We start from the raw sequence: 23,887 nt of genomic DNA, 5'->3' as shown, positions 1-23,887 counted from the left end.
TGTCATGGACACACCCTTCGAGGAGCGGCACGTCCTGCTGCTCACCCCGGACGAGGCGCGGCAGACGGCCGAGCTGACCATCGGCGTCGCGGAGCGCCACACCGGTGACGACGACCCGGCGCTCCTGCTCGACCTGCCCCGGCTCGCCGCCGGACTCCCGGTGCGCACCCAGCGGTTCCTGCGCACCTTCGCCGTCGACGAACCCACCGGCTACTGCGTGGTCAGCGGGCACCTCTTCGACCAGGACCGCATCGGACCCACCCCTGACCACTGGCGTGGCCGGCCCCGGCCCAACCGGGAGTTCCCCGAGGAGATCCTCGTCCTGCTCTACGCGGCGCTGCTCGGCGAGCCGTTCGGCTGGACCACCCAGCAGGACGGCCGGCTGGTGCACGACATCTTCCCCGTCCGCCGCCACGAGCACGACCAACTGGGTCTGGGCAGCGCGGAGTTGCTGACCTGGCACACCGAGGACGCCTTCCACCCGCACCGCGGCGACTACCTGGTGCTGGCGTCCCTGCGCAATCCCGACAAGGTCGCCACCACGGTGGGTTCCTACGCCGGCGGATCGCTCTGCGACGACGACCTGGAGGTGCTGTTCGAGGAGCGCTTCCACATCGCGCCCGACGAGTCGCACCTGCCCAAGAACAACTCCGCCCGCGTCGACGGCGACGCCGAGCGGTTCGCCACCATCGAGCGGCTGATCCACGAACGCCGCCCGGTGGCCGCCCTGTTCGGCCCGCGGGAGGAGCCCTACCTGCGGCTGGACCCGTATTTCATGGAGGTCCCCGACGACGACCCGGAGGCGCGCCGGGCCCTGGACAACCTGATCGCGGTCGTGGACGACGGACTGCGCGAGGTCGCCCTGGAACAGGGGGACTGCCTGGTCGTCAACAACCACCGCGTGGTGCACGGCCGGGTGCCCTTCACCGCCCGCTACGACGGCACCGACCGCTGGCTCAAGCGCATCAACGTCACCCATGACCTGCGCCGCTCGCGCACCATGCGGGCGAGCGCCGGCAACCGCCTGATCGGCTGACGCGGCCGTGGCGGACCTGCCGGCCCTCACGGTCACCACTCTGGAGAAGGCACCGGAGCTGGAACCGGCCGTCGACGAGCTGACCACGCGCAACATGCCCGTGTTCATGAGCTGGGAGTCGCCCGGCAACTGGCGCTGGCACCGGCTCTACGACACCCACCCGGCCCACCAGATCTGCGTGCTGGACGAGGAGGGGCAGCTCGTGGCCGCGGCCAACGGCTTGCCGGTCTCCTGGGACGGCACGGTCGCCGGGCTCCCCGGGGGATCGGACGACGTCCTGGTCTCCGCGTTCGGCGGGCCCGTCGGCGCCGACCCCGACACCCTGTGCATGCTCTCCGTCAGCGTGTCGCCCCGGCTGCGCGGCACCGGCCTGGCCGAACAGCTGCTCGGCCACGCCCGGGACGCGGCGCGCGCCGCGGGCCTGCGCGGCGTGGTCATCCCGGTCCGCCCCACCCGCAAGGCCCGCTACCCGCTCGTCCCGATGGCCGAGTACGCCCGCTGGCGGCGCCCGGACGGCACGCCGTTCGACCCCTGGCTGGCCACCCATGCCGCGCTGGGCGCCGAACTGCTCGCCCCCTGCGACCGCTCGCTGGTGATCAGCCAGCCCGCCGCCCGCTGGGAGGAGGTGGCCGGACACCCGCTGCCGGGCCCCGCCCGTCATCTCGTGCCCGGTGCGCTCGCCCCCCTGGAGGTCTCGGCGGACGGCCAAGGCGTCTACGCGGAACCCAACTTCTGGGTGTTCCACCCGGCCCTCCCGGCCGACCCGTCCCATGGGGCCGCCCCGTCCCTCTCGGCCGACCCGGTCCACCCCTCCGTCCTCCCGGCCGTCACCTGACCGCCCGCCCTCGATCCGCCCCCCTTACGACCACACCCGAGGAGTCGCCCATGCAACCGCTGCGACTGGCCGTCGTCGGCTGCGGAGCCGCCGCCCGGTCCTGTCATCTGACCGCGCTTCCGCACGTCCCGCAGATCCGGCTCACCGCCCTGATCGACCCGGACCCCGAGCAGGCCCGTGCCGCCCTGCAGTGGTACACCGACCAGGGCGGCTCCGCCGAGGACGTGCTGATCGCCCGCTCGGTGGAGGAGGCCGCCGACGCCTTCGACGCGGCCGTCGTCGCCGTACCGCACACCGCGCACGCCGCCGTCGCCGGGGACCTGCTGGCCCGCGGCAAGCACGTGCTGCTGGAGAAGCCGATGGCGACCTCCGCCGCGGACGCCGAGGCCCTCGCCGCCGCCGCGGCCGCCGCCCCGGACACCCACCTGCTGATGGCCCACCCCCGGCGGCTGTTCCCGGCCAACGCCTGGGTGCGCAGGCTGATCCAGGGCGGTGACCTGGGCACGGTGACCCGGGTCCGCTGGACCGAGGGCCACCCCTACAGCTGGGAGCCGGTCTCCTGGTCGATGTTCGACCGCCGGCTCGCGGGTGGCGGTGTGCTCACCGACACGGCCTCCCACGTCTTCGACATCCTGCTGTGGTGGCTAGGCCCGGACGTCGAGGTCCTCGACTACGTGGACGACAGCCTCGGCGGGGTCGAGGCGGACGCCGTCGCCACCCTGCGCATCGGGGGCGTGGAGACCGTGCTGGAGTTCAGCAGGGTCCGCGCCCTCGGCATCAGCTGCGTCGTCACCGGCACCGAGGCCGAGGTCAGCGTCGGCACCGACTTCCCGGCCGGCGAGTGCACGCTGATCACCGCCTCCGGCGAGGAACTGCACCGCGGCGACGTACGGGCCGTACCGCCGGCCCAGGACGAGTGGGACGACCTGTTCGTGGAGCAGTTGCGCAACTTCGCCGAGGTGTGCTCCGGCGCGGACGTGGCGCCGCACGCCACCGCCGAGGACGGCCTGCGGGTCGCCCGGCTGATCGAGCAGTGCTACACGGGGCCCGCGCGACGCCCGCTGGCCCAGCCCTGGCTGACCGGGACGACTTCGAGGAGCGTGGCATGAACGACTTCGCGGGCAGGCGCATCGCGGTCACCGGCGCCAGCGGGTTCATCGGCGGACGCGTGGTGGAGCGGCTGGTGCTGGGCACCGGGGCCGAGGTCCGCGCCCTGGTGCGCGGTTACGGCCGGGTCGCCCGGCTCTCCGTGCTGCCGCAGGACCGGCTGGCCTTCCGGACCGTGGACCTGGACAGCCCGCAGAGCCTGGGCAAGGCCCTGCACGGCTGCGACCTGGTGGTGCACTGCGCGTTCGGATCGCAGGGCGAGGTGGCGGACCGCTGGCGCACCACCGTCGACGGCACCGCGCAGCTGCTCGCCGCGGCCAAACTCGCGGGCGTGGAGCGGCTGGTGCACGTCAGCACCGTCGACGTCTACGACACCACCGGCCTCACCCGCTTCGACGAGACCGCGCCGGCGCTCGCCGAGGATCCGGACGACCGCGAGTACGAGCAGCAGAAGGCGGCCGCCGAACGGCTGGTGCTGGCCGCGCACGGCGACGGCCCCGACATCGTGGTGCTTCAGCCCGGCGTGGTCTACGGCCCCTGGGGCGGCCAGTGGACGACCGCCCAACTCACCCGCCCTGCAGCGGAGTTCGAGGAGCTTCCGGTCACCGGTGCCGGCGGCGCCTGCAACGCGGTGTACGTCGACGACGTGGCGGACGCCGTACTGGCCGCCCTCGCCGAACCCGGGTCGGCCGGGCGGAAGTTCCTCGTCAACGGGCCCGGCGAGCCGGACTGGGGGGCGTTCTTCGACCGGCTGCGCGGCATGCGCGGGCTGCCCGCCCCGAGCGGCACCGCCACCCGCGGGGCCGTCCCCGACTGGGAGCAGGCCCTCTACGCCAGCCCCGCCCGCGCGGACGCCGCCCGCGCCGCCGAGGTGCTCATCGCGCCCCGGACCACGCTGGACGAGGGCATGGAGCGCACGGCCGAGTGGGCCCGCTGGGCCGGGTACGGCGTACCGGGCGGAGCCGCCCGGTGACCCGGGTCCTGGTGATCGCCCCGCACCCCGACGACGAGGTCATCGGCTGCGGCGGCTCCATCGCCAAGCTCGCACAGTCCGGCGCGGAGGTCACGGTCGTCATCGTGATCCGCCGGGAGCGCGGACTGCGCGACCGGGAGGTCGGGGCCGAGGAGTTCGCGGCGGAGACCACCGACGCCTGCCGGGTGCTCGGCGTCAAGCGGTGCATCACCCTGGACGAGCCGTCCCGTGACTTCGCCGCCGACCGCCGCCTGCACCTGGCCGTCGTCAAGGTGCTGCGCGAGGTGCGCCCGGACCGGGTGTACCTGCCGCACCGCGACGACGGGGACGTGGAGCACCGGGCCGTCCACCGGCTGGGCCTGGAGGCGCTGTGGATGGCGGAGTCCGACTTCTTCGAGGAGGCCGGGCCGCCCTCCCCGCCGCCTTCCCTGGTGCTCGGCTATGAGGTCTGGGCCCCGCTCGGCGAGGCCCAGTACACGGAGGACGTCACCGACCAGATCGAGCTGAAGGTGGCGGCCATGCGCTGCTACCGGTCCCAGCTGCGGCACGCCGCCTGGGACGAGGCGGTCCGCGGGCTGGCGTCCTACCGGGCCGTCACCAGCGCGGGCCAGGGCCACAGCGAGGCCTTCGAGGTGATCCGGATGGCCACGCCCGTCCCTGCCCCGGCCGGCTTCCAGCCCTGATCGGCCGGGCCGGTCCGGGAGCCGCCGGCCCGGTCCGGGAGCCGACCGTGCGGCCCCCGGCCCGGTCCGGCCCGGTCCGTCAGTCCGCCCGCAGCACGTCCGCGATCGCCGTGTCCGGAGCACTCAGGAACCTGTGCACCAGGGAGGTGAACTCATGAGCCAGATCCCGCACCGCTTCCTCGCCGAAGACGTCCGCCGGGAAGAGCACGGTGAAGTCCACGCCGCTGTCGTCGACCGAGGCGAACACCTCCAGGCTCTCGATCTGGTGCTGGTCACCGGGCACCTCGGTCGGCTCCACCGACAGACCGCCGGCCTCGCGGCTGCCGCCGCTCCAGCCGCCGGGCGCCACGTCGAAGAAGGTGCAGGGCCGTTCGAGCAGTCGTCCCAGCATGTGCGGGGCGAGCGCGGAGGTCACCTCGGGCGCCGGCACCTGGCCCAGCCGCTGGGTCTCCAGCACCGCCGAGCGGACCGTGCGGCTCAGCTCCTTGAACGTCTGGGCGGGGTTGATCCGCACCCGCACGGTGGCGTAGGTGGACAGGAAGGCCACCAGGTCCAGCAGGTGCTCCTCGGTGCGCCGGGTCACCGGGATCAGCGCCGCGAGGTCGCTGCGCCCGCTGCGGGCGTGCAGCGCGCACAGGTAGGCGGTGAACAGCACGACGAACGGGGTGGCGCGGGCCGACCGGCAGTACCGGGTGAGCAGTTCGCAGGTCTCCGGCGGCAGCGAACCGTCGAACGTGCCCACCGCGTAACGGTCGTTGGTCTCGCGCAGCATCCCGGGCAGGTGCACCGGGGCGTTGGTGCCGATGCCGTCGAGCAGCTCCGCGAAGCGGGCGATCAGCTGCCGGGGGCTCGGGTCGCGGCCCAGCCACTCCGCCTCCCAGCGCACGAAGTCCGCGTAGGTGAAGCGCTGTTCGGGCAGCTTGGCCTCACGGCCCTCGACGGCCGCGGCGTACAGCTCCCACAGCTCGTTCACCAGGATCTCGAACGACTGGCCGTCCACCACCAGGTGGTCGACCGCGAGGCCCAGCAGATGGTCCTCCTCGCCCAGGCGGTAGACGACACCGCTCAGGAGCAGTCCGCCGTCCAGATCGAGGTTCTGGCTCAGGTAGGTGCCGGCCCGGCGCAGGGCCTCGGCCGGCCGTTCGTCCTCCGGCAGCCCGGTGAGGTCCTCGCGGTGCGGTGTGAAGGGGCGGGGCGCCCGGATCTCCTGGCGTCCGGCCCGGCCCCGGTCGGGGAAGGCCACCCGCAGCGCCTCGTGGCGGGCGACGAGCGTGGTCAGCGCCGAGTCCAGCGCGTCGGTGTCGAGGGGGCCGGTCAGCCGGAAGCCCCGGCCGAACATACGGACCTCGACCCCGAGGTCATGCTGCTCGACCCACTCCTGGATCGCCAGGCGGTCTATCTGGTCGGACAGCAGTGGAAGCCCTTGGGAGTGGCTTCCCTCGTTCGCCGTGCGCATGCGAAATCTCCCTCCGGAAATGAAAAGGAAATGGCGGGCCTGGAAGCGCCCGGCACGAAAATTGAGACTACTGAATGGAGCGGTCGTGATGCAATACGGATCACGCGGCGATTTCTTCGGAGAGTATGCCGATGTTTATGCCGGGGCGCCGTACAATGATTTCACCGAGGAAGTGGCGAAAAAGCTTCCCGATCTGATTTCCTATTACCGGGCCGGCACCGGGTCGCTGCTCGACCTGGGCTGCGGCACGGGCACGCTGCTGGTCGCGCTGGCCGGTCGCTTCGACCGGCTGACCGGCGTGGACCAGTCGGCGGGCATGCTGCGGCATGCCGAGGCCGCCGCCCGTCTGGCCGGAGTCACCGTCGAGTTCAGCCACGCCGATCTGCGTGAGTACCGCCCCGACCGGCCCCACTCCGTGGTCACCTGCACCTACAACACCTTCAACTACCTGGTCGACGAGGACGATCTGCGTCGCGCGGCCCGCACCCTGCGGGACGCCACCGCGGACGGCGGCCTGGCGATCCTCGACGCCCACCCCGTCTGGTTCGTCGAACGTGCCTGGTCAGGCAGGGTGTTCGTGGAGCAGAACACCGAGGACATCCTGGAGGTCTGGGAGAACCCCTACGACGCCGCGAGCGGCCGGGTGGACACCACGGTCACCGTCGTGCGCCGCACCCCGGACGGCGGCTGGCACCGCATCCACGAGGTGCATCCGCAGCGCGGCCTCGACCCGGAGACGGTGACCGACGCCCTGCGCGCGGCCGGCTTCACCAGTGTGGACACCTATGCCGGACTCGACCGTGAACCGGTGCGCGAGGACACCCGGCGGGTCTGGTACGTGGCCAGGTGACCGAAACCCTCGTGATATGCGGGATCGGCTCTGGAATGGACAGGTCGCTGGCCCGTGTGAAAGCCATGGGAGTACGGACCGTGGTCGTGACGGACCGGATCACCGAACGCGTCGAAAAACATGCCGATATTCATCTGGAGGCCGACCCGGACGACTTCCGGAACGTCCTCTCGGTAATTCGTGCGGAGCGGCTTGGAAGAATATCGGGGGTCATGACCCTCGGATATGACAATCCACCGGTCGTGGCCCGCCTGGCCGCCGAGTTGGGTTGCCCCGGCGTACCCGTCGAGGTGGCCGACCTGTGCACCCTCAAGGACCGCAGGATCGCCGCGCTGGACCGGGCCGGACTCGCCGTACCCCGGTTCGCCGTCGCCACCACCGCCGACGCGGCGCTCGCCGGTCTGGAGCGCGTCGGACTGCCCGCGGTGGTCAAGCCCAGCGACCGCACCGGATCCCTGGGCGTCGCCAAGCTGGACACCCGCGAGCGTGCGCGGGAGCCGGTCGAGCGGGCGCTCGCGCTGAGCCCGACCGGACGGGTCGTGGTGGAGGAGTACCTGTCCGGCACCGAGCACACCGTGGCCGGGTTCGCCGTCGACGGGCTGCTGCACGTCACCGGGTTCGCCGACCGTGAGTACGGCGAGAAGGAGCGCTTCTTCCCGCACTTCTTCGAGGGCGGCGACACCCTGCCCACCGTCCTGGACGCGGCACAGCGGGCCGAGGTCGTCCGGACGGTCCAGCGGGGCGTGGACGCGCTCGGCCTGACCACCGCCGTCGTCAACACCGACATCCTGCGCACCCCCGACGGGCGGGTGTACCTGCTGGAGATCACCTGCCGGCTGACCGGCGCCCGGATCGCCACCGAGGTCATGCCGCTCGCCACCGGAGTGGACCCGCTGCCCAACGCCGTCCGCCTCGCCCTCGGCCGCCCCCTCGTCCCCGAGGAACTGCGCCCCACCCGGGACCGCGCCGTCGTGCAGCGGTACCTGCCCGCCGACGGCGGCACCGTCCACTCGGTCGGCGACCTGGACGCACTCGCCCGCACTCCCGGCGTGCACGACGTCTTCTGGGGCCTGGACCTCGCCCCCGGCACCGTCCTGCCCGCCTACCGCGGCGGCGACGAGGTGCTGGCCGGGACCATCACCAGCGGCCCCGACGTGGCCGCCGCCGAAGCCCTGGCCGCCCGGGTGCTGTCCCGGCTGCCGCTGCGCCTCACCGACCCCTCCGGGGCGCCCACGACTCCGTGCGAACCGAGCCACTGACACTCACCGACACACCCGCCGACACCCACTGACAAGGAACGCCGATGACCACAGCGTACGAACACTGGTCCGACACCTACGAGTTGTTCGAGGGCGCCATGGCCGAGGACACCTGGCGCCTGGGCATCGGGGCCGAACTGGCCAAGCTGGCCGCCCCTGGCCCGGTCCGCATCCTCGACCTCGGCGCCGGCACCGGCATGGGCAGCCGTGTGCTCGCCGACCTGGTCCCGCAGGGCGAGGTCGCCTCGCTGGACCGCTCGGCGGCCATGCTGGAGCACGGCGGCATCCCGCCCGAGCTGCGCATCGTCGGCGACATGGCGCGCTTCACCGCCGAGCCCGACTCCTTCGACTTCGTGGTCTGCGGGTTCGACGCCCTCAACTACCTGACGGCCGCCGACCTCGCCGACTGCCTGGGCCACGCGGCCGCCGCACTCCGCCCCGGCGGCCACCTGGTCTTCGACTACTCCTCCCGCAAGGTCCTCCAGGAGGACTGGCGCGACCTGGAGCACGAGGAGACCCGCGACGGCGTGCGGCTGCACCGCACCCACCGCTGGGACCCGGTGCTGGCCCGCAGCCGCTCGGTGCTCTCCCTGTACGGGGCGGACGGCCTGCTGTGGCGCGAGACCCATGTGCAGTACGTCGTCGACCCGTTCACCATGGAGGAACTCGGCCGGGTGGCCGGCCTGCGCACCGTCAGGGTCCGCGACATCGACGGCGACGGCTTCACCCCCGGCCACACCACGCACGTCTACGTGCTGCGCAAGGAGGGGCCGCAGGGCGCCCCGGACACCGGGGAGCGGGCATGACCGCCACGTCCGGCCCCGACGAGGTGCTCGCCTCCACCAGCGTGATCATCGCGCTCCGCGACGACGTACGGATCCTGGAGTGCATCGACTCGGTCGACGAGGACGTGGAGATCGTGCTGGCCCTCAACGGCGCCACCGACGAGATCCGCCGCCTGCTGCGCGAGCACCCGAGGCCGCTGACCGTCACCGAGATCCCCGACGCGGGCAACCTCGGCGCCGCCTACAACGCCGGCGCCGAGGCGGCGCGCGGACGCTATCTGCTGCTGATGGACTCGGACTGCACCTTCGCGTCCGGCGTGGTCCGCATGATGGCCACCGCCGTCGCCGCCGACCCCGTGGTCAAGGGGCAGGTCGTGTACGGCGAGTCCGGCAGCCTGATGAGCCGACTCACCGCCCGGGTCCGGGAGTACGACGAGGGCGAGTACGTCAGCGCCCTGTCCCCGCCGCTCATCTACGACCGGGCGATCGTCGAGCACATCGGCGGCTACCACTTCGACGGCCTGATCCACTGGTGCGAGGACCGTGAGTTCGACTTCCGGCTGCAACTGGCCGGCATTCCCGTCCGCCACGTCCCCGAGGCCCGCATCTTCCACGACGCCCAGGTCGGCCTGCAGAACATGCGCAGCTACTTCCGCTACGGCGTCGGCGAGGGCATCGCCCAGGAGACCGGCGTCTTCACCACGCCCGCCGTCCCCGTCCTGTGGCGCCTGTACGAGGCGTCCCGCACCCTGGTCGGCTGCGCCCGGCACAAGGGGGCCGGGGCCGCCGCCTACTACGCCCTGCTCAAGGCGGCGTTCCACACCGGCACCCTGTACCACCTGCTGCGCGACCCCTACCGGGTACGGCCGCGGTACCCGGCCACCGCCGCCCGGGCCCGGATGCTGCGCGCGATCCCGCAGCACTGCACCGAGCTGACGGCCGCCCAGCGCGAGCGGCTGCGCCGGGCGCACCTGCGGGCCGGGCGGCGGATCGTCCCGCTCAGGGACCTCTCCGTGCTCCACCGCGACGGCGGGACCAGGCCCGAGCCGTCGCCTCAGGCGGCGTCGTGAGCGTCCGGCAGACCGGCGGAGACCGGGAGCAGCAGCCGCGAGGGCCGGCCGGGCCCGTGGTGGACCCGGTTGACCGCGGTGACGACCGGGGCGTCCGCCAGGGTCAGCGGGGTGCCGCCGGTGTTCGGATTGACGTCGAAACGCGGGAAGTTGCTGCTGGAGACCTCCAGCCGGACCCGGTGCCCGGGCCGGAAGACATGCACGACGGTCCCGGCCGACACCGGCAGGGCGTGGACCGTGTCCGGGGCCGGCGGACGCACTCCGTCCCGCCGGGCCCGGTGCCCGACCCGGACGACACCGTCGCAGAGGATCTCCGCGCGGCCGTCCGGGTGCACGTCGACCAGCTTGGCGGTGAAGTCCGTGTCGGGCGCGGACGAGGAGACGTACAGCTCCGCGACGACCTCCCCGGAGACCACCAGGGGCGCGTCGAGCCGCGCACCGGTGTAGCAGAGCACGTCGGGGCGGTCCTCCACGGCGCGCTGGTCCAGCGGGCCGCAGTCGGCGCCGACGAGCATGCCCGTCATGCAGGTCGCCCCGCCGGCGGTCGGGACGGGGTCGCGCGGGTCGTACCGGTACGTGTCCGCGCCGCCGTCCCGGGGCGGTTCGGGCCGCAGTACGCCCGTGCCGTGCCGGGTGCGGGCGTCCCCCTCGCTGCCGAGGTGCAGCGCGAGCGGCGTGCCGTCCGCGCCGGGCGGCCCGGCGGGGCGGACCCAGCGGTCCACCCCACCGGCGAACACCTGTACCGCCGGGCCCGCGTCACCGTCGCCGTTCTTCAAGTGGTGGTCGAAGAAAGCGAGGTGAGCGCCTGTCATGTCGAACTCCGACTCGTCGGCGGCCAGTCCGAAGCGGCGCTCGGGGAAGACACCCCCGGTCACGCAGTGCGACCACGGGCCGATCACCAGCCGGTCCCCGGGCCGGGGCGACGGACCGCGCAGGGTGCCCGGCAGGAAGATGTCGTACCAGCCGCCGACGACCAGCGCCGGGGGCCGACGCCGGTCCGGGGCGGCGGTGAGCCCGCGCCAGTGGGCGTCGGCATCCAGGTGCTCCAGCCACTCACGGTAGTAGGGCGCGAGCCGGTCCAGCAGGGGCAGCGCACGCCAGGGCGCCCGGTACAGCTCGTCCATGCCGTCCAGGGCCCGCTCGACCGCGCGGACGTCCGCGTCCGTGCCGCCGGCCCGGCCGACCTGGCCGTGCAGCAGGTCGCCCAGCACCCAGTGCAGACAGAACCCGAGCTGGAAGGCGCCGCCCAGGTACGTCCAGCCGTCGTACGGGTCGGCGGCGGCGACATGCGGGGCGATCGCCCGCAGCGCGGGTGGCCCGGCGGCTGCCGCGTGCCACTGGGCGGCGCCCTCGTAGGACCGCCCGAGCATGCCCACGGCGCCGTCGCACCAGGCCTGGCGGGCGGCCCACTCGACGGTGTCCCGGCCGTCGGACGCGTCGTCGGCGAACGGCCGGAAGACACCGCCGGACGCGTACCGGCCGCGCACGTCCTGCACCACCAGGCAGTAGCCGGCCTCGACCAGGCGCATCCAGTTCAGCGAACGGCCCCCCGCCGAGGACCCCTTGTCGTACGGGGTCCGCTGGAGGAGGGCGGGCAGCGGGCGGGCGGTGTCCGGGCGGTACACGTCCGCCCGCAGCACCACACCGTCACGCATCGGGACGGGCACGTCCCGGTCGATCACGAGTCGCACGGGCTTTCTCCCTCAGCCGGCCGGGCGGACGTAGGTGGGGTAGTGCAGGACCGAGCAGCCGAACCCGAGCTTGAACCGGTTGATCCCCGCCGTCTTGCCGTCCACCTCGCCGGTGGATATGCCGCTCAGATCGAAATGCGCCAGACCCCGGTCCGCCGCCCATTCGATGGTCTCGAAATGCACGTAGTTCATCGAGCCGTCGACGCGGTGGTCCGGATGCGTCGCCACAAACCGTGCCTCCAGCGAACTCCGGTTCTCGAAACATATGGATCCGGCCGCCACCCGCCCCTCGGAAAGCGCGGTGAAAAGGTGGACCGACGGGTGTGCCAGCAGATCGCGCAGCAGATCCAGGGGGGCGAGGTCGGGTGAATCTGCCCGGATCATCGCCGGTGCGTAGAAGTCGTAGAACTCGTCTATCCGGCCGGGGTCGGCGGCGAATTCGAGACCGCTGCGCAGCGCGCGGCGCACCCGGCTGCGGGTGCTCGGACGCATCCGGGCGAGGATCGCCTCGGCGCCGCCGTAGGTGGGCACCAGGCCGGTGGCGTAGGGCGGGGCGGGCCGGTAGCCGGCGGCCTCCAGCACCTCGGGGAAGTCCCACTCGGGGAGCAGCACCAAGGTGGCGGGACCCAGCTGGGACACGCCGCTGAGCAGGGCGGACAGCAGTTCCGGGCGCGGGGTGCCGGCCGGTCCCTTCCACAGGAACCAGCCGTCCCGGCCGGTGTCCTCCAGCAGCGCCGTGGCCCACCGCCCGCCGGGACCGCCCACCCGCAGCAGCCGGACCGGATCGCCGCGCCCCACCAGCAGCCGGAAGCGTCCGGCGCTCTGGTGGAAGTCCTCGGCCGGGACGTCCGCCTCGTCGGGAACGTCGGCTGTGCTTTCCGGATGCATGATCAAACGAAGCACGACAGTGCCCTTTCTTCTGGTTTCTCGCGCATGGAAATCGGAAGTGTCCAGCGGTTTTCGAGGTATGCAGAAAAACGGGAAAGTGCAGAGCGCAGACCGGGCTGACCGGCGGGTTTCCGCTCGGTGCGGTCTCGGAGAAGGAAAGAGGCCGGCGCCTATTTCTTCGGCGCGGTATCGCTGCTAATTTCTAGCGCACCGGTCGTCGTCCGTCAATTACCGGGCCCACGGGCCGTTCGAAGGGAATGACTTGTCATGCGAATTCTCGGTGTGAATGGCTGGCCCGGCGCCAGCCACGACGGGTCCGCCTGCCTCCTGGTCGACGGGAAGGTGGTGGCGTTCGCCGAGGAGGAACGCTTCACCCGGCACAAGCACGGCTACGGCGAGGCACCCCTGCACGCCGCCGCGTTCTGCCTGGCGGAGGGCGGCCTCGCCCTGGAGGACATCGACGTCGTCGCACACGGCTGGGACATGCCCTCGCTGCTGACCCGGCGGGGACTGGACTGGTTCCCCGACACCGCCACCGCGCTGGACTTCCTCCTCCCGCGCGAGCTGTTCCCGCGCGGCTGCGACCCCGAGCTGGTCTTCGTCCCGCACCACACCGCCCACGCGGCCAGCGCCTACTACTTCTCCGGGCGCCCGGACGGCGCCGTCCTGGTCCTCGACGGGCAGGGCGAGTGCGAGAGCGCCACCCTCGCCTCGGCCGTCGACGGCGAGCTGAAGGTGCTGGAGTCCGTCCCGCCCGGCTGGTCGCTCGGCTACTTCTACGCCGCCGTCTGCCAGTACGCCGGACTCGGCGCCGACGCCGCCGGCAAGACCATGGGCCTCGCCCCCTACGGCACCCCCGGCGACCTGACCTTCGGCGGCGGACTGACCTTCCTGGACGACGGGTACGCCGTCGGGCCGGTACCGCGCTCCCTGCTCTCCGCCGGCAGCACCGACGAGGAGACCGACACCCTGCGGCTCTGGCTCGCCCACCTGGAGAAGACCAGCGCGCTGCCGCCCAACCGCACCGGCCGCCACTACGACCGTGAGCGCGGCCGCTACGTCCGTCGCACCGAACGCGACCCCTACGAGTACCGGGACCTCGCCGCCACCGCCCAGGAGGCCCTGGAGCACTCGGTCGTCGCGATGGCCCGCCGGCTGCTGCGCGAGACCGGCCAGGACACCCTGCTGGTGGCCGGCGGCGTCGGCTTCAACGCGACCCTCAACGGCAAGCTGGCCCGACTGCCCGAGGTGCGCGACCTGTTCGTGCAGCCCCTCGCCGGCGACCAGGGCGTCAGCCTCGGCGCGGCCGGCTGGGTCGCCGCCCAGCACGGCGAGACCGTCGCGCCGATGACCGGCACCCTCGCCTGGGGCGAGCAGTGGGACGCCGACGCCGTGCGCCGGGTGCTGCACAAGCAGGGCGTCCGGCACACCGAGCCCGACGACATCGCCGACACGGTCGCCGGACTGCTCGGCCGCGGCGAGGTCGTCGGCTGGCACCAGGGGCGCGGCGAGGGCGGCCCGCGGGCACTGGGCCACCGCTCCATCGTGACCGCGCCCTTCCCGGTGGCCAAGCGCGACCGCATCAACCTCACCGTCAAGGACCGTGAGTGGTGGCGGCCGTTCGCACCCAGCATGCGCCTGGAGGAGGCCGCCACCCTGCTCGGCGACAGCACCCCGCTGCCGTACATGATCGTCACCACCCCCGTGCCGGAGGCCGGGCGGGCCGCGATGCCCGCCGTGATCCACGTCGACGGCACCACCCGCCCGCAGACGGTCACCGCCGAGGACGACCCGCTCTACCACCGGCTGCTGGGGCGCGTCGCCGAGCACACCGGACACGCGGTGGTGCTCAACACGTCCTTCAACGGCCGTGACGAGCCGGTCGTGTGGACCCCCGCCGACGCGCTCGCCACCTTCGCCCGCAGCCCGCTCGACGCCCTCGCGCTCGGACCGTTCCTCGTCCGTCGCACCGGTTGAGTCCGCCCGGTCCGTCGCACCGGCCGACTCCGGCCGGTCCGCCGCCGGGTCCGCCGACCGCCCCGCCCGCCCGACGCCTCCGTGCTAGCGTCCTTCCATGCCTTATTAGGTCCGCATGCCCCAGCTGCCGCCCCCCGGCTCCTTCCGCGTCGGCCCGGTGTACCTGTACACCTGCCTGACCGAACTCCTCCCGCTGTACGCCGTCTACGCCCTGCTGATGACCTCGCACGGGGTCTCCACGGGAGAACTGTCGGTTCTCTTCGCGGTGTGGACGGTGACCACCTTCGTCTGCGAGGTCCCCTCCGGGGCCCTGGCCGACCGCTTCCCCCGCCATCGCGTCCTGGCCGGCGCGGCCCTCGCCCAGTGCACCGGGTTCGCCCTGTGGACCGCGCTGCCCTCGCTCGGTTCGTTCGCGGCGGGGTTCGTCCTGTGGGGTGCGGGCACCGCCCTCACCTCCGGGACGCTCCAGTCCCTGCTCTACGACGGACTCGCCGCCGAGGGCAGGGCCGACCGGTACGCACACGTCAGCAGCCGGGTGGCCGCCGTCCAGGCGTGCTCGGTGGCGGCCAGCTCCCTGGCCGCCACCCCGCTGGTCCTGCTCGGCGGCTACCCGGCCGCCGGCTGGGTGTCCGTACTGCTCACCCTGCTGGCCGTCCCCACCGCCCTCGCCCTCGGCCGCCCGGCCCGCACCCCCGGCGTGTCCGCCGGACCGGCGCCGGATTCGCGGGGCTATCTGGCCGTGCTGCGCGCCGGACTGGCCGAGGTCCGCGGCGCCCCGCGGGTGCGCTCCGCCGTGCTGCTCGTCGCGGTCCTGACCGGCCTCGGCGTGGTGGACGAGTACCTCCCGGTGCTGGCCCGCGAGGCCGGCACGCCCGCGGCCGCCGTGCCGCTTCTCCTGCTGCTGCCCTGGGCGGCGATGGCGGCGGGCGGCTTCGCGGGCGGGCGCATGGCCGGCGCCGGCGACCGCCTGCTGGCGGTCCTGCTCGGCGCGGGCGGCGCGGCCCTGGCCGCCGGAGCGCTCACCGGGCGGCCGGCCGGGTTCCTCGGCATCGCCGCGTTCTACTGGGTGCTGCGGCTGGCCCAGATCGTCGCCGACGCCCGGCTCCAGCACGCCATCTCAGGCCCGGCCCGGGCGACGGTCACCTCGATCGCCGGCCTCGGCACCCAGGCCGTCGCCCTCGCCGTCTTCCTGCTCCTCGGCGTCGCGTCCCGCTGGGCCTCCGCCGCCGTGCTGGTCGCCCTCACCGCCGTACCCGTGGCCCTGGCGGCCCTCCGCCTCGGCGTGCGGCCGGCCGCCGCGCACCACGCCCCGGATCCCGGACTCACGGACGACCCTGCCCCGACCACCGGCAACCCGCCCCGGGGTCCCGCCCCGACCACCGACGCCCCACCCCCGGTCCCCGACCGGTCCGACCCACCGGCGCCGAGGCCCGACCGGTCCGGATCTCCCGCCGGTACCCCGGACCCGCGTCCCGCGCGGGTCGATGCCGTCGAACGACACCCATGAAGGAGAGCGACGCATGACAACGAACACGGCCACCGCCGTCGTGGAGAGTCTGGCCGACGACGTCCGGCAGGCCCTCGGTCTCGCCCCGGGGGAGCCGCTCGACGTCCCGTTCGCGGCCCTGGGCGGCAGTTCCCTGGACGCCGCGCAGGTCACCGTGCGGATGCGCCGCACCCACGGACTGGCCCTCGGCGCCCACGAACTGCTCAACGCCGCCAGCGTGCGGCGGCTCCTGGACGACCTCGCCGCCCGCCCCCGCACCGACCCGGCCGACCGCGCCGCGGACCCCGCGCCGGCCGATCGCGCGCCCCTGACCTGGCAGCAGCGCGTGATCTGGTACCAGTCCCTCCTCGACCCGGACTCCTCCCGCTACGTCTTCCACGCCCTGTTCCACTTCACCGAGGCGCCTCGCCCCGCCGCCCTGCGCGCCCAGCTCCGCCGGCTGCTGCACCGTCACCCGGTGCTGCGCACCCGGCTGTTGTTCGACGACGGCGAGCCCTGGCAGGCGGTGCCCGCCGCCGACGTCACCGACGCCGAGGTCGACCTGACCGTCGTGGACCTGCCCGAGCCGACCGCCTCCCCGGAGGAACTCGTCCGTCTCAGCGGCGCCGACCGCCCCTTCGACCTGACGACCGGACCGCTGCTGCGCTGGGTGCTGGTACGTCTGCCGGACGGCCGCGCCGTGCTCGTGCACACCGAGCACCACCTCATCCACGACGGCAAGTCCTTCGTCGCCCTGCTCGGCAGCCTCGACGACGACAGCGCCGAACCGGATCCGGATCCGCGCTACTTCGCCTACGCCGCCGCCCAGACCCCCGCCGATCCCGCCGAGGTCCGCGAGGTCGCCGAACGGGCCGCGAAGGCCGCCGGCCGCGTCCTGGACGCCGGGACCCCGCCGACGGGCCGGGACACCTTCCTGCGGCTGCCCGTGCCCCCCGCCCTGCTGCGCGAGGTCAGGGAGGGCGCCCGGCGGGCGTCGGTGTCCTTGTTCACCGCGCTGTTCACCGCGTTCTCGCAGGCGCTCACCCAGTACGAGGGTGTCGGCGCCGCGGTCCTCGGCAGTGCCGTGGAGAACCGGCCGCCCGGCCACGAGGACACCGTGGGGATGTTCGTCTCCACCGTCCCCGTGGTCGTCGAACGGCGGCCCGGGGAACTGCCCGAGGCCACCCTGCGCCGCACCCGGGGCGCCCTGCGCGAGGCGATGGACCGCTCCGCCGTACCCCTCTCCGACGTCGTCCAGGCCGTCGGCGGCACCGACGGACGCGGTGACGGCGCCGTGGTGCGCGCCGCGTTCAGCATGCACCAGCAGGTCGAGCGCGAGGTCGAGCTGGCCGGCGCCACCGCGCGCGTGCAGCTCGGCGTGTTCAACGGGGCGGCCAAGTTCCCCGTGAACGTCGTCGCCGTCACCTCCGGGACCGGCGAGGACACCCGCGTCGAGCTCCTGATGGAGGCCCAGGACGGCGCGGTCGGCCAGGACGACCTGTGGGCGCTGTGGACGGGGACGCTGGAATGGCTGCGCACCTGGGTCCAGCTGCTGCCCGAGCCGCGGTCCGCGCCGGCCACCGCGCTCGTGGCGCAGGTGACCGCACGGGCCGCGGCCGAGCCGGAGGCGGTGGCCCTCGACGACGGCGCCCGGCAGGTGACGTACGGACGGCTGGTGGCCTGGGGCGAGGCGGCCAGGCGGCTGCCGGGCCGGCCGGGCGGGGTGGTCGGGATCCTGGGGACGGCCTCGCCCGACTTCTTCGCCTGCGCCTACACGGTGCTGCACGCCGGCGGCACCTATGTGCCCCTGGAGGCGGGGCAGCCCGCCGAACGGCTGGCCTCCATGGTCGCCCAGGCCCGCTGCACCACCGTCGTCCGCCTGCCCGGCGTCCCCGACGACCTTGCCGCCGCCCTCGACGGGCCCGAGGGCGCGCCGCGCCTGCTGGACTGGACCGGCCTGGCCGCCGAGTGGGACGCCGGCCCCGCCGCCCCGGGGACCGCGCCCGACGGTGACAGCGCCGCCCCCGCCTACGTCATGTTCACCTCCGGAAGCACCGGTGAGCCCAAGGGGGTCATGGTGCCCCGGCCGGCCCTGGACCGGCTCGCCGCGTGGGCGGTGCGCGAACTGCGGATCAGCCCGGACACCGTCGTCGGACAGCTCGCCAACGCCGCCTTCGACGCCTCCGCCTTCGAGGTGTGGTCCGGCCTGTACGCCGGTGCCCGGATCCGGTTCGCGCCGACCGGACTCCGCGCCGACCCGCAGCGCCTCGCGGGCTGGTTCGACGAGGCGGGCGTCGAGTACGCCTTCGTCTCCACGCCGATCGCCGAACTCCTCGCCCGGGTGCCGAAGCCGGCGGGCAGCCGGCTGGACCGCATCTCCACCGGCGGCGACCGGCTGCACGGCCTCCCCGAGGACGTGCCGTTCGAGGTGCTGAACATGTACGGCCCGACCGAGACGACCGTGGTCGCCACGGCCGGCTGGGTCGACCCCGGCGGCGCCGCACTGCCCCCGATCGGCCGCCCGCTGCCCTACGGCTACGCACGCGTGGTCACCGCCGACGGCGCCCTCGCCGTCCCCGGCGAGCAGGGCGAACTATGGGTCGGCGGCGACGGGGTGGCCACCGGCTACGCGGGCGCGCCCCGCCAGACCGCGGCCCGCTTCGTCGCCGACCCCTACGCCGAGGACGGCGCGGTCGTGTACCGCACCGGCGACGTCGTCCACCTCGACAGCGGTGGCCGGCTGCACTACTCGGGGCGCCGGGACCGGCAGTTCAAGCTGGCCGGGGTGCGCTTCGAACTCGGCGAGATCGAGGCCGTAGCGCTGCGCCGGCCCGGTGTCGAGCAGGCCGTGGCGCTGACCGTGGGCTCGGCCGCCGGTCCCCGGCTGCACCTGTTCGTCACCCTCGCCGCGGGCACCGCCGCCGACGCGACGGACGAGGCGATCCGCGCGGCCCTGCCCGCGCAGCTGCGCCATCTGACGATCCACCACCCGGACACCCTGCCGTACAACTCCAGCGGCAAGGTCGACCAGCGCCGACTGACGGAACTCGCGGAGCGGGGGCGGCCCACGGCGAACGCCGTGTCCGAGCTGTCCGTGTCCGAGCCGTCCGTGTCCGGGTCGACGGCGCCCGCGGCGCCCGCGGCGCCCGCGGTGGCCAAACCCGCGCCGACGGCAGCCGTGCCCACCGCGCCCGCGTCGACGGCACCCGTGTCCGCGTCGACGGCACCCGCGCCCGCCGTAACGGCCGATTCCGCCAGGGCGGAGCACGTCGGGGACGGGAGCGCCGCCCTCGAACTGCTGTGGCCCGCGCTCGTCCCGCTGTCCCGGCGGGAGCGTCTGGACCTCGCCCACCGACTGATCGGCTCCGTGCTCGGCGGCACGGCGGCCGGTGAGGAGACCCGATGAACTCCGCCCCGCAACCGGCGCCGACGCTGGAGGCGACACCGCACCAGGCGGCCCAGCTGATCGCCTCGCTCCTGTCCGAGCGGCACCGGGTCGGCACCCTGCCCGTCCGGATCCCGCTGGACGGCGACGGGGGAGCGGACGGTGTGGTGAGCCCGGCCGAGGCGCAGCGGGCCTGGACCGCCCTGCTGCGCTCGGCGACGGCCCTGCGCGTCCGCTTCCACGACACCCCCGACCTGCTCCTCCAGGAACTGCGCGGGTACGACGACCTGCCCGAGGCGACCACCCGGGTCACCCTGGGCGAGGACGACCCGGACGCGGACGGCCTCGCGCCGTTCGGGCCCGTGCTGCTGACGGCCCGTCTCGACCTGTGCGGGAACGGCCCGGTGCTCGCGCTGCGCGTGCACCACGCGCTCGTCGACGAGCACTCCGTGCTGCTGCTCGGCCGCGCCCTGCGGTATTTCCTGACCCACCCCGACGCCGTCCACGAGGACGACGGTGACCGCTACCGGCGGGCCCAGGAGGCGCTCCTGGCGGCGTCCCGGCGGCCGCTTCCCCCGCTTGCGGAAGAAGTCTCCCCGCCGCCCGGTGCCGAGGGGACCAGGCTGTCGCTTCCGTCGCGGCCGTCCGTCGCCGAACCGTCGAGTGCCCTGCTGAGCCGCCCCGCCGCGGATCCGTCGGCGCGTGCCCACCACGCCGTGCGGCTGGCCCCGGAGACGGTCGCGGCGCTGCGGCTGGCCGCCCGGCGGGCCCGTGCCTCCGCCGTCTCCGTGGCGCACGCCGCCGTGCTGGCCGCACTGCACCGGCTGGCGCCGGACCGGACCCCCGTCGTCGGCGTGCCGATGACGCTCCGCGACCTGCGGGCCGTCGGCTTCGACGCCATCGGCCTCTACCTCAACGTCGTGCCCACCAGGATCCTCTGCGCCGCGACGGACACCTTCCGCGAACTCGTCGACCGGGTCCGCGCCGAGTCACTGGCTCTGCACGGGCGCAAGTTCGCCGCCGTCGGTGACCTCGCCGCGGCCGGCGGCGCCACCCGGCCCGGGCGGCCGGGCGCCCGCGCCTACGCCGACCTGGTGCTCGCCTTCCGCGACGGCTCCCTGCCGCCCGGGACCGACGAGCGCGGCACCGCCGCCCGGCGGACGGCGGAACCCGGCGCCCCGCTGAACGTGGAGGTGGTGCTCGGCCCCGAGGACGGGCTGATCCTCTTCGACTGGCGCAGCGGGCTCGTCCCCTGGCCGCCCGCATCCCAGCTCGCGGCGGCCGTCGTAAGGGCGCTGACCGAGCTGCCCGCCGAACCGGACCGGCGGGTCGGGGAGTTCGCCCTGCTGGACGCCGACAGCGCCGCCGAGGTGCGGCGGCACCTCGGCGGCCGTCCGCCGACCGCCGGCGCACCGGCGCCCTCCGTCGTCGAACTCGTCGAGCGGGCGGCGGAGCACACCCCGGACGCCCCGGCGCTCAGCGACGCCGGACGCACCTGGACGTATGCCGAACTGTCGTCCGCCGTGCGCCGGATGCGTGCCGCGCTCCGTTCCCGGGGGCTGCCGCGCGGCTCGCGGGTCGCGGTCGCCTGCGGCCACGACTCCTGGCAGGCGGCCACGGCGCTGGCGGTCTGGCAGGAGGGCCTGTGCTACGTACCGGTGGACCCCCGGGGCCCGGCGGAACGCAACCGCTTCGTGCTCGCCGACTCCGGCGCCGCGGTGACGGTGTGCGCCGCCGGCACCGCCGCCGCCCCCTTCCTCGCCGGGACGCCCGCCCCGGACGTCGTCACGACCGACGCCCTGCCCCCGGATCCGGCCGGGAGCGCGGCGCTCCCCGGCGGCCGCCCCGATCCGGACGAACCCGCCTACGTGATGTACACCTCGGGCACCACCGGCCGCCCCAAGGGAGTGGTGGTCACCCAGCACAACCTGGCCGGGTTCCTGCGGGCGATGACCCTGGCCCTGCCGGGCGCCGCGGAGGGGGACTGGCTGGCCGAGACCTCGCCGTCCTTCGACATCTCGTTCGTGGAGATGTTCTGGCCGCTGACCCACGGCAGGCACGTCCAGCTGCGCTCGCCCGAGACCCGTGAGGCGCCCGCCGACCGGCTGCCGTTCGAGCACCGCCAGTGCACCCCCTCCCGGGCCGGCCAGCTGCTCACCGCACGGGAGCTGGGCCACCCGCTGGGACGGTGGGACATCGCCCCGCGCTACTGGCTGCTGGGCGGTGAACGGCTGCCCGGCGCGCTCCTGGAACGGCTGCGCACGGCCTACCCGGACACCGTGTTCGTGAACATGTACGGCCCCACCGAGGCCACGGTCTGGGCGACCTACCACGTGGTCCGCGGCGACGAGGGGAACGACGTGCCGCTCGGCCGGCCGCTGCCCAACAGCGGGGTGCTGGTGACGGACGCGCACGGAGACGACGTGCCCGAGGGCGTCCTCGGTGAACTCCTCGTCATCGGCGACTCGGTGGCGTCCGGCTATCTGAACCGTCCCGAGACCACCCGGGAGCGGTTCACCGCCGTACCGTCGGCCGGCGGGGCGCGTGCCTACCGGACCGGGGACCTGGTGTGCTCGGGCCCGGACGGGCGCCTGTACTTCCGGGGGCGCGCCGACGACCAGGTGAAGATCCGCGGCCACCGCGTCGAACCGGGCGAACTGGAACAGCGGTTGCTCAGCCTGCCGGGGACGGGGATCCGCGAGGCCGTCGCCGTGGTGCTGGACGCGGGCGATCCCGAGACGGTACGGCTGGCCGCCGCCGTCACGGTGGCCGACCCCGCGTCCTTCGACCCGGCGGCGGTACGACGGCTGCTCGTGGCCGAACTCCCCGAAGCGATGCTGCCCGCCGAACTCGTCGTCCTGCCCGGCCTCCCCCGACTGACCAGCGGCAAGACGGACCGACAGGCCGTACAGGCCACGTGCGGGGCGGCCGCGACCCCCGCCCGCACTCCCGGCGACGCCTCCAACGGCGGGGCGTCCGGCGGCGGCTCGCGTGCCGGGGGATCCGAAGAGGACGCCCGTGCCGGCGCGCCCGACGGTGGCTTGCGGGCCGGCTGCCCCGACGGCGACGCCCTCGTCGGCGTGTCCGGCGGTGGCCCGGTCAGCGGAGTGCCCGGCGGGGAGACCGGTGCCGGGGAGCCGCCCTTCGACGTGGCGGACGGGCGGCGGGACCCGGCGCTCAGCGCGGTGCTCGCCGCGGCCGAGAAGATCTTTCACCGGCCGGTCGCTCCGGAGGAGAACTTCTTCGATCTGGGCGGCAACTCCCTCACCGCGCTCCGGTTGACCGCTCTCACCCGGGCCGAGGGCTTCCACCTGGAGGTCGAGGACGTCTTCGACCTGCCCGACCTGCGCGCGCTCGCCGACCAGGCCACGCCCCGCCCCGGCGGCCACGGCTGACCGGCCCGGGCGGCGCCCCGCACCGCGCCGCCCGGGCTCCCTCCCCCCGACCCGAGAGGAACCTCCCGTGTCCCACGACATCACCGTGATCCACGCCGGTGAGCCCTGGCCCGAGCACTGGTCCGTCTCCCTCTACCTGTGCGGCCCCACGCCCCGGGACCCCGCACTGGAGTCCTGGCGCCCACGCGCCGAACGCCTGTTGCGCGAACGATGGACCGGCGACGGCCGCCTGGCCGTGTTCCTGCCCGAGGCACCCGACGGGCAGCCCGAACCCCCGTACCCGCGGCAGGTCGCCTGGGAGGAGGAGGCGATGCACGCGGCCGACGCCATCCTCTTCTACGTCCCGCGTGACCTCGCCACCCTGCCCGGCCTGGTCACCAACGTGAAGTGGGGCGCCTGGCACGACTGCGGGCGCGCGGTGCTCGGCTCCCCGCCCGACGCCCAGCGCAACGAGTACCTGCTGCACTTCGCGGAGACACTCGGCGTCCCGGTCGCCCACGACCTGCCCGGCGCGGTCACGGCAGCCCTCGCGCTGGCCGGCCCCGGTGACCGCCGAGAGGGCGCCGACCGGCACGTCCCGCTCGCCCTGTGGCGGTCGCCGGACTTCCGCCGCTGGCACGGCGAACTGGCCGGGCGCGGCGACACCCTCGTCGGCGGGCGCCTGCTGTGGAGCCGGGGCAACCCGGTCACGCACTGGGTGTTCGAGGCCCGGCTGCGCTCGGCCGCCACCGGACAGGAGCGCACCGAGCTGGCGTCGCGGGCCGGAGAGACCCCGCCCGCGCACCTGGCCCCGCTCGGCACGACCGGCTGGGGCGTGTGGCGGGACGTGATGCTGCGCGGCGCCGGTTTCCCCGCCGCCGACCTCACGGCCCTCGCCGACCCCCGTCTCGCCGCGGCGGGGCCGCCCCCCCCCCCGGGGGGGGCGCGGGCGGCGGGCGCCCACACACACCCCCCACCCCACGCGCTGGGCGCCCCGCGCGCGGGGGGGCGGCGGCGCGGCCCCCGCGCCCC

Annotated in this window: 17 protein-coding genes; 14 read left to right on the top strand and 3 right to left on the bottom strand. The window is 74.5% G+C overall.

What is annotated here, in order from left to right:
* Positions 1-4: 4 nt before the first annotated feature.
* Genes vioC through ACWGJB_RS02370 form a run of 5 tightly spaced genes read left to right on the top strand, consistent with a single transcriptional unit; the run spans position 5 to position 4,634 of the window.
* On the top strand, positions 5-1,036 hold the full coding sequence (vioC, locus tag ACWGJB_RS02390) for an arginine beta-hydroxylase, Fe(II)/alpha-ketoglutarate-dependent (protein WP_453378400.1): 1,032 nt from the start codon (positions 5-7) through the stop codon (positions 1,034-1,036).
* A gap of 7 nt (positions 1,037-1,043) precedes the next feature.
* Positions 1,044-1,871 (top strand): GNAT family N-acetyltransferase, encoded by an 828-nt coding sequence (locus tag ACWGJB_RS02385; protein WP_453378399.1) that lies wholly within the window; start codon positions 1,044-1,046, stop codon positions 1,869-1,871.
* A gap of 50 nt (positions 1,872-1,921) precedes the next feature.
* Positions 1,922-2,980: a Gfo/Idh/MocA family protein gene (locus ACWGJB_RS02380; RefSeq protein ID WP_453378398.1), complete on the top strand. Its 1,059-nt coding sequence runs from the start codon at positions 1,922-1,924 to the stop codon at positions 2,978-2,980.
* On the top strand, positions 2,977-3,951 hold the full coding sequence (locus tag ACWGJB_RS02375) for an NAD-dependent epimerase/dehydratase family protein (protein ID WP_453378397.1): 975 nt from the start codon (positions 2,977-2,979) through the stop codon (positions 3,949-3,951). The genes ACWGJB_RS02380 and ACWGJB_RS02375 overlap by 4 nt, the downstream gene beginning before the upstream one ends.
* A complete protein-coding gene (locus ACWGJB_RS02370; RefSeq protein ID WP_453378396.1) occupies positions 3,948-4,634 on the top strand; it encodes a PIG-L deacetylase family protein in 687 nt (228 codons plus the stop codon). The genes ACWGJB_RS02375 and ACWGJB_RS02370 overlap by 4 nt, the downstream gene beginning before the upstream one ends.
* 79 nt (positions 4,635-4,713) lie before the next feature.
* On the opposite strand, the gene ACWGJB_RS02365 is transcribed toward ACWGJB_RS02370, so the two are convergent.
* On the bottom strand, positions 4,714-6,090 hold the full coding sequence (locus ACWGJB_RS02365; protein WP_453378395.1) for a condensation domain-containing protein: 1,377 nt from the start codon (positions 6,088-6,090) through the stop codon (positions 4,714-4,716).
* A 172-nt stretch (positions 6,091-6,262) separates the two neighbouring features.
* On the opposite strand from ACWGJB_RS02365, the gene ACWGJB_RS02360 reads away from it, so the two are divergent.
* The 4 genes from ACWGJB_RS02360 to ACWGJB_RS02345 all read left to right on the top strand — a co-directional run bounded on the left by ACWGJB_RS02360 (position 6,263) and on the right by ACWGJB_RS02345 (position 10,054).
* Positions 6,263-6,940 carry a class I SAM-dependent methyltransferase gene (locus ACWGJB_RS02360; protein ID WP_453378394.1) on the top strand — a complete coding sequence of 226 codons (678 nt, stop codon included), beginning with the start codon at positions 6,263-6,265 and terminating at the stop codon, positions 6,938-6,940.
* 212 nt (positions 6,941-7,152) lie between these two features.
* Positions 7,153-8,199: an ATP-grasp domain-containing protein gene (locus ACWGJB_RS02355; protein ID WP_453378393.1), complete on the top strand. Its 1,047-nt coding sequence runs from the start codon at positions 7,153-7,155 to the stop codon at positions 8,197-8,199.
* 44 nt (positions 8,200-8,243) lie between these two features.
* Positions 8,244-9,005 carry a class I SAM-dependent DNA methyltransferase gene (locus ACWGJB_RS02350; protein ID WP_453378392.1) on the top strand — a complete coding sequence of 254 codons (762 nt, stop codon included), beginning with the start codon at positions 8,244-8,246 and terminating at the stop codon, positions 9,003-9,005.
* On the top strand, positions 9,002-10,054 hold the full coding sequence (locus ACWGJB_RS02345) for a glycosyltransferase (RefSeq protein WP_453378391.1): 1,053 nt from the start codon (positions 9,002-9,004) through the stop codon (positions 10,052-10,054). Before ACWGJB_RS02350 ends, ACWGJB_RS02345 begins: the two co-directional genes overlap by 4 nt.
* Here the strand turns inward: ACWGJB_RS02345 and ACWGJB_RS02340 are convergent.
* Both ACWGJB_RS02340 and ACWGJB_RS02335 read right to left on the bottom strand, forming a co-directional pair.
* Positions 10,039-11,745, bottom strand: coding sequence for a CocE/NonD family hydrolase (locus ACWGJB_RS02340; protein ID WP_453378390.1), 1,707 nt, complete (start codon positions 11,743-11,745; stop codon positions 10,039-10,041). The genes ACWGJB_RS02345 and ACWGJB_RS02340 overlap by 16 nt on opposite strands.
* Before the next feature lie 12 nt (positions 11,746-11,757).
* The gene (locus tag ACWGJB_RS02335) at positions 11,758-12,633 is read right to left on the bottom strand and encodes a GNAT family N-acetyltransferase (protein ID WP_453378389.1); all 876 of its coding nucleotides are present in this window, start codon (positions 12,631-12,633) and stop codon (positions 11,758-11,760) included.
* A gap of 267 nt (positions 12,634-12,900) precedes the next feature.
* On the opposite strand from ACWGJB_RS02335, the gene ACWGJB_RS02330 reads away from it, so the two are divergent.
* The 5 genes from ACWGJB_RS02330 to ACWGJB_RS02310 all read left to right on the top strand — a co-directional run.
* A complete protein-coding gene (locus ACWGJB_RS02330; protein ID WP_453378388.1) occupies positions 12,901-14,610 on the top strand; it encodes a carbamoyltransferase family protein in 1,710 nt (569 codons plus the stop codon).
* Between the two features lie 115 nt (positions 14,611-14,725).
* Positions 14,726-16,117, top strand: coding sequence for an MFS transporter (locus tag ACWGJB_RS02325; RefSeq protein WP_453378387.1), 1,392 nt, complete (start codon positions 14,726-14,728; stop codon positions 16,115-16,117).
* 13 nt (positions 16,118-16,130) lie between these two features.
* Positions 16,131-19,502: an AMP-binding protein gene (locus ACWGJB_RS02320; protein ID WP_453378386.1), complete on the top strand. Its 3,372-nt coding sequence runs from the start codon at positions 16,131-16,133 to the stop codon at positions 19,500-19,502.
* Positions 19,499-22,876 carry an amino acid adenylation domain-containing protein gene (locus ACWGJB_RS02315; protein ID WP_453378385.1) on the top strand — a complete coding sequence of 1,126 codons (3,378 nt, stop codon included), beginning with the start codon at positions 19,499-19,501 and terminating at the stop codon, positions 22,874-22,876. The genes ACWGJB_RS02320 and ACWGJB_RS02315 overlap by 4 nt, the downstream gene beginning before the upstream one ends.
* A 67-nt stretch (positions 22,877-22,943) precedes the next feature.
* A partial coding sequence (locus tag ACWGJB_RS02310) for a nucleoside 2-deoxyribosyltransferase domain-containing protein (protein WP_453378384.1) occupies positions 22,944-23,887 on the top strand: 944 nt, incomplete at its 3' end.

The sequence above is a fragment of the Streptomyces sp. NPDC054813 genome, assembly GCF_053611365.1.
This window is presented reverse-complemented; position numbering and strand designations above follow the sequence as displayed.

Coding starts and splice junctions, on each gene's coding strand:
- vioC (WP_453378400.1), top strand. CDS start 5: ATGGACACACCCTTCGAGGAGCGGCACGTCCTGCTGCTCACCCCGGAC.
- ACWGJB_RS02380 (WP_453378398.1), top strand. CDS start 1,922: ATGCAACCGCTGCGACTGGCCGTCGTCGGCTGCGGAGCCGCCGCCCGG.
- ACWGJB_RS02375 (WP_453378397.1), top strand. CDS start 2,977: ATGAACGACTTCGCGGGCAGGCGCATCGCGGTCACCGGCGCCAGCGGG.
- ACWGJB_RS02365 (WP_453378395.1), bottom strand. CDS start 6,090: ATGCGCACGGCGAACGAGGGAAGCCACTCCCAAGGGCTTCCACTGCTG.
- ACWGJB_RS02355 (WP_453378393.1), top strand. CDS start 7,153: ATGACCCTCGGATATGACAATCCACCGGTCGTGGCCCGCCTGGCCGCC.
- ACWGJB_RS02350 (WP_453378392.1), top strand. CDS start 8,244: ATGACCACAGCGTACGAACACTGGTCCGACACCTACGAGTTGTTCGAG.
- ACWGJB_RS02345 (WP_453378391.1), top strand. CDS start 9,002: ATGACCGCCACGTCCGGCCCCGACGAGGTGCTCGCCTCCACCAGCGTG.
- ACWGJB_RS02335 (WP_453378389.1), bottom strand. CDS start 12,633: ATGCATCCGGAAAGCACAGCCGACGTTCCCGACGAGGCGGACGTCCCG.
- ACWGJB_RS02330 (WP_453378388.1), top strand. CDS start 12,901: ATGCGAATTCTCGGTGTGAATGGCTGGCCCGGCGCCAGCCACGACGGG.
- ACWGJB_RS02325 (WP_453378387.1), top strand. CDS start 14,726: ATGCCCCAGCTGCCGCCCCCCGGCTCCTTCCGCGTCGGCCCGGTGTAC.
- ACWGJB_RS02320 (WP_453378386.1), top strand. CDS start 16,131: ATGACAACGAACACGGCCACCGCCGTCGTGGAGAGTCTGGCCGACGAC.
- ACWGJB_RS02315 (WP_453378385.1), top strand. CDS start 19,499: ATGAACTCCGCCCCGCAACCGGCGCCGACGCTGGAGGCGACACCGCAC.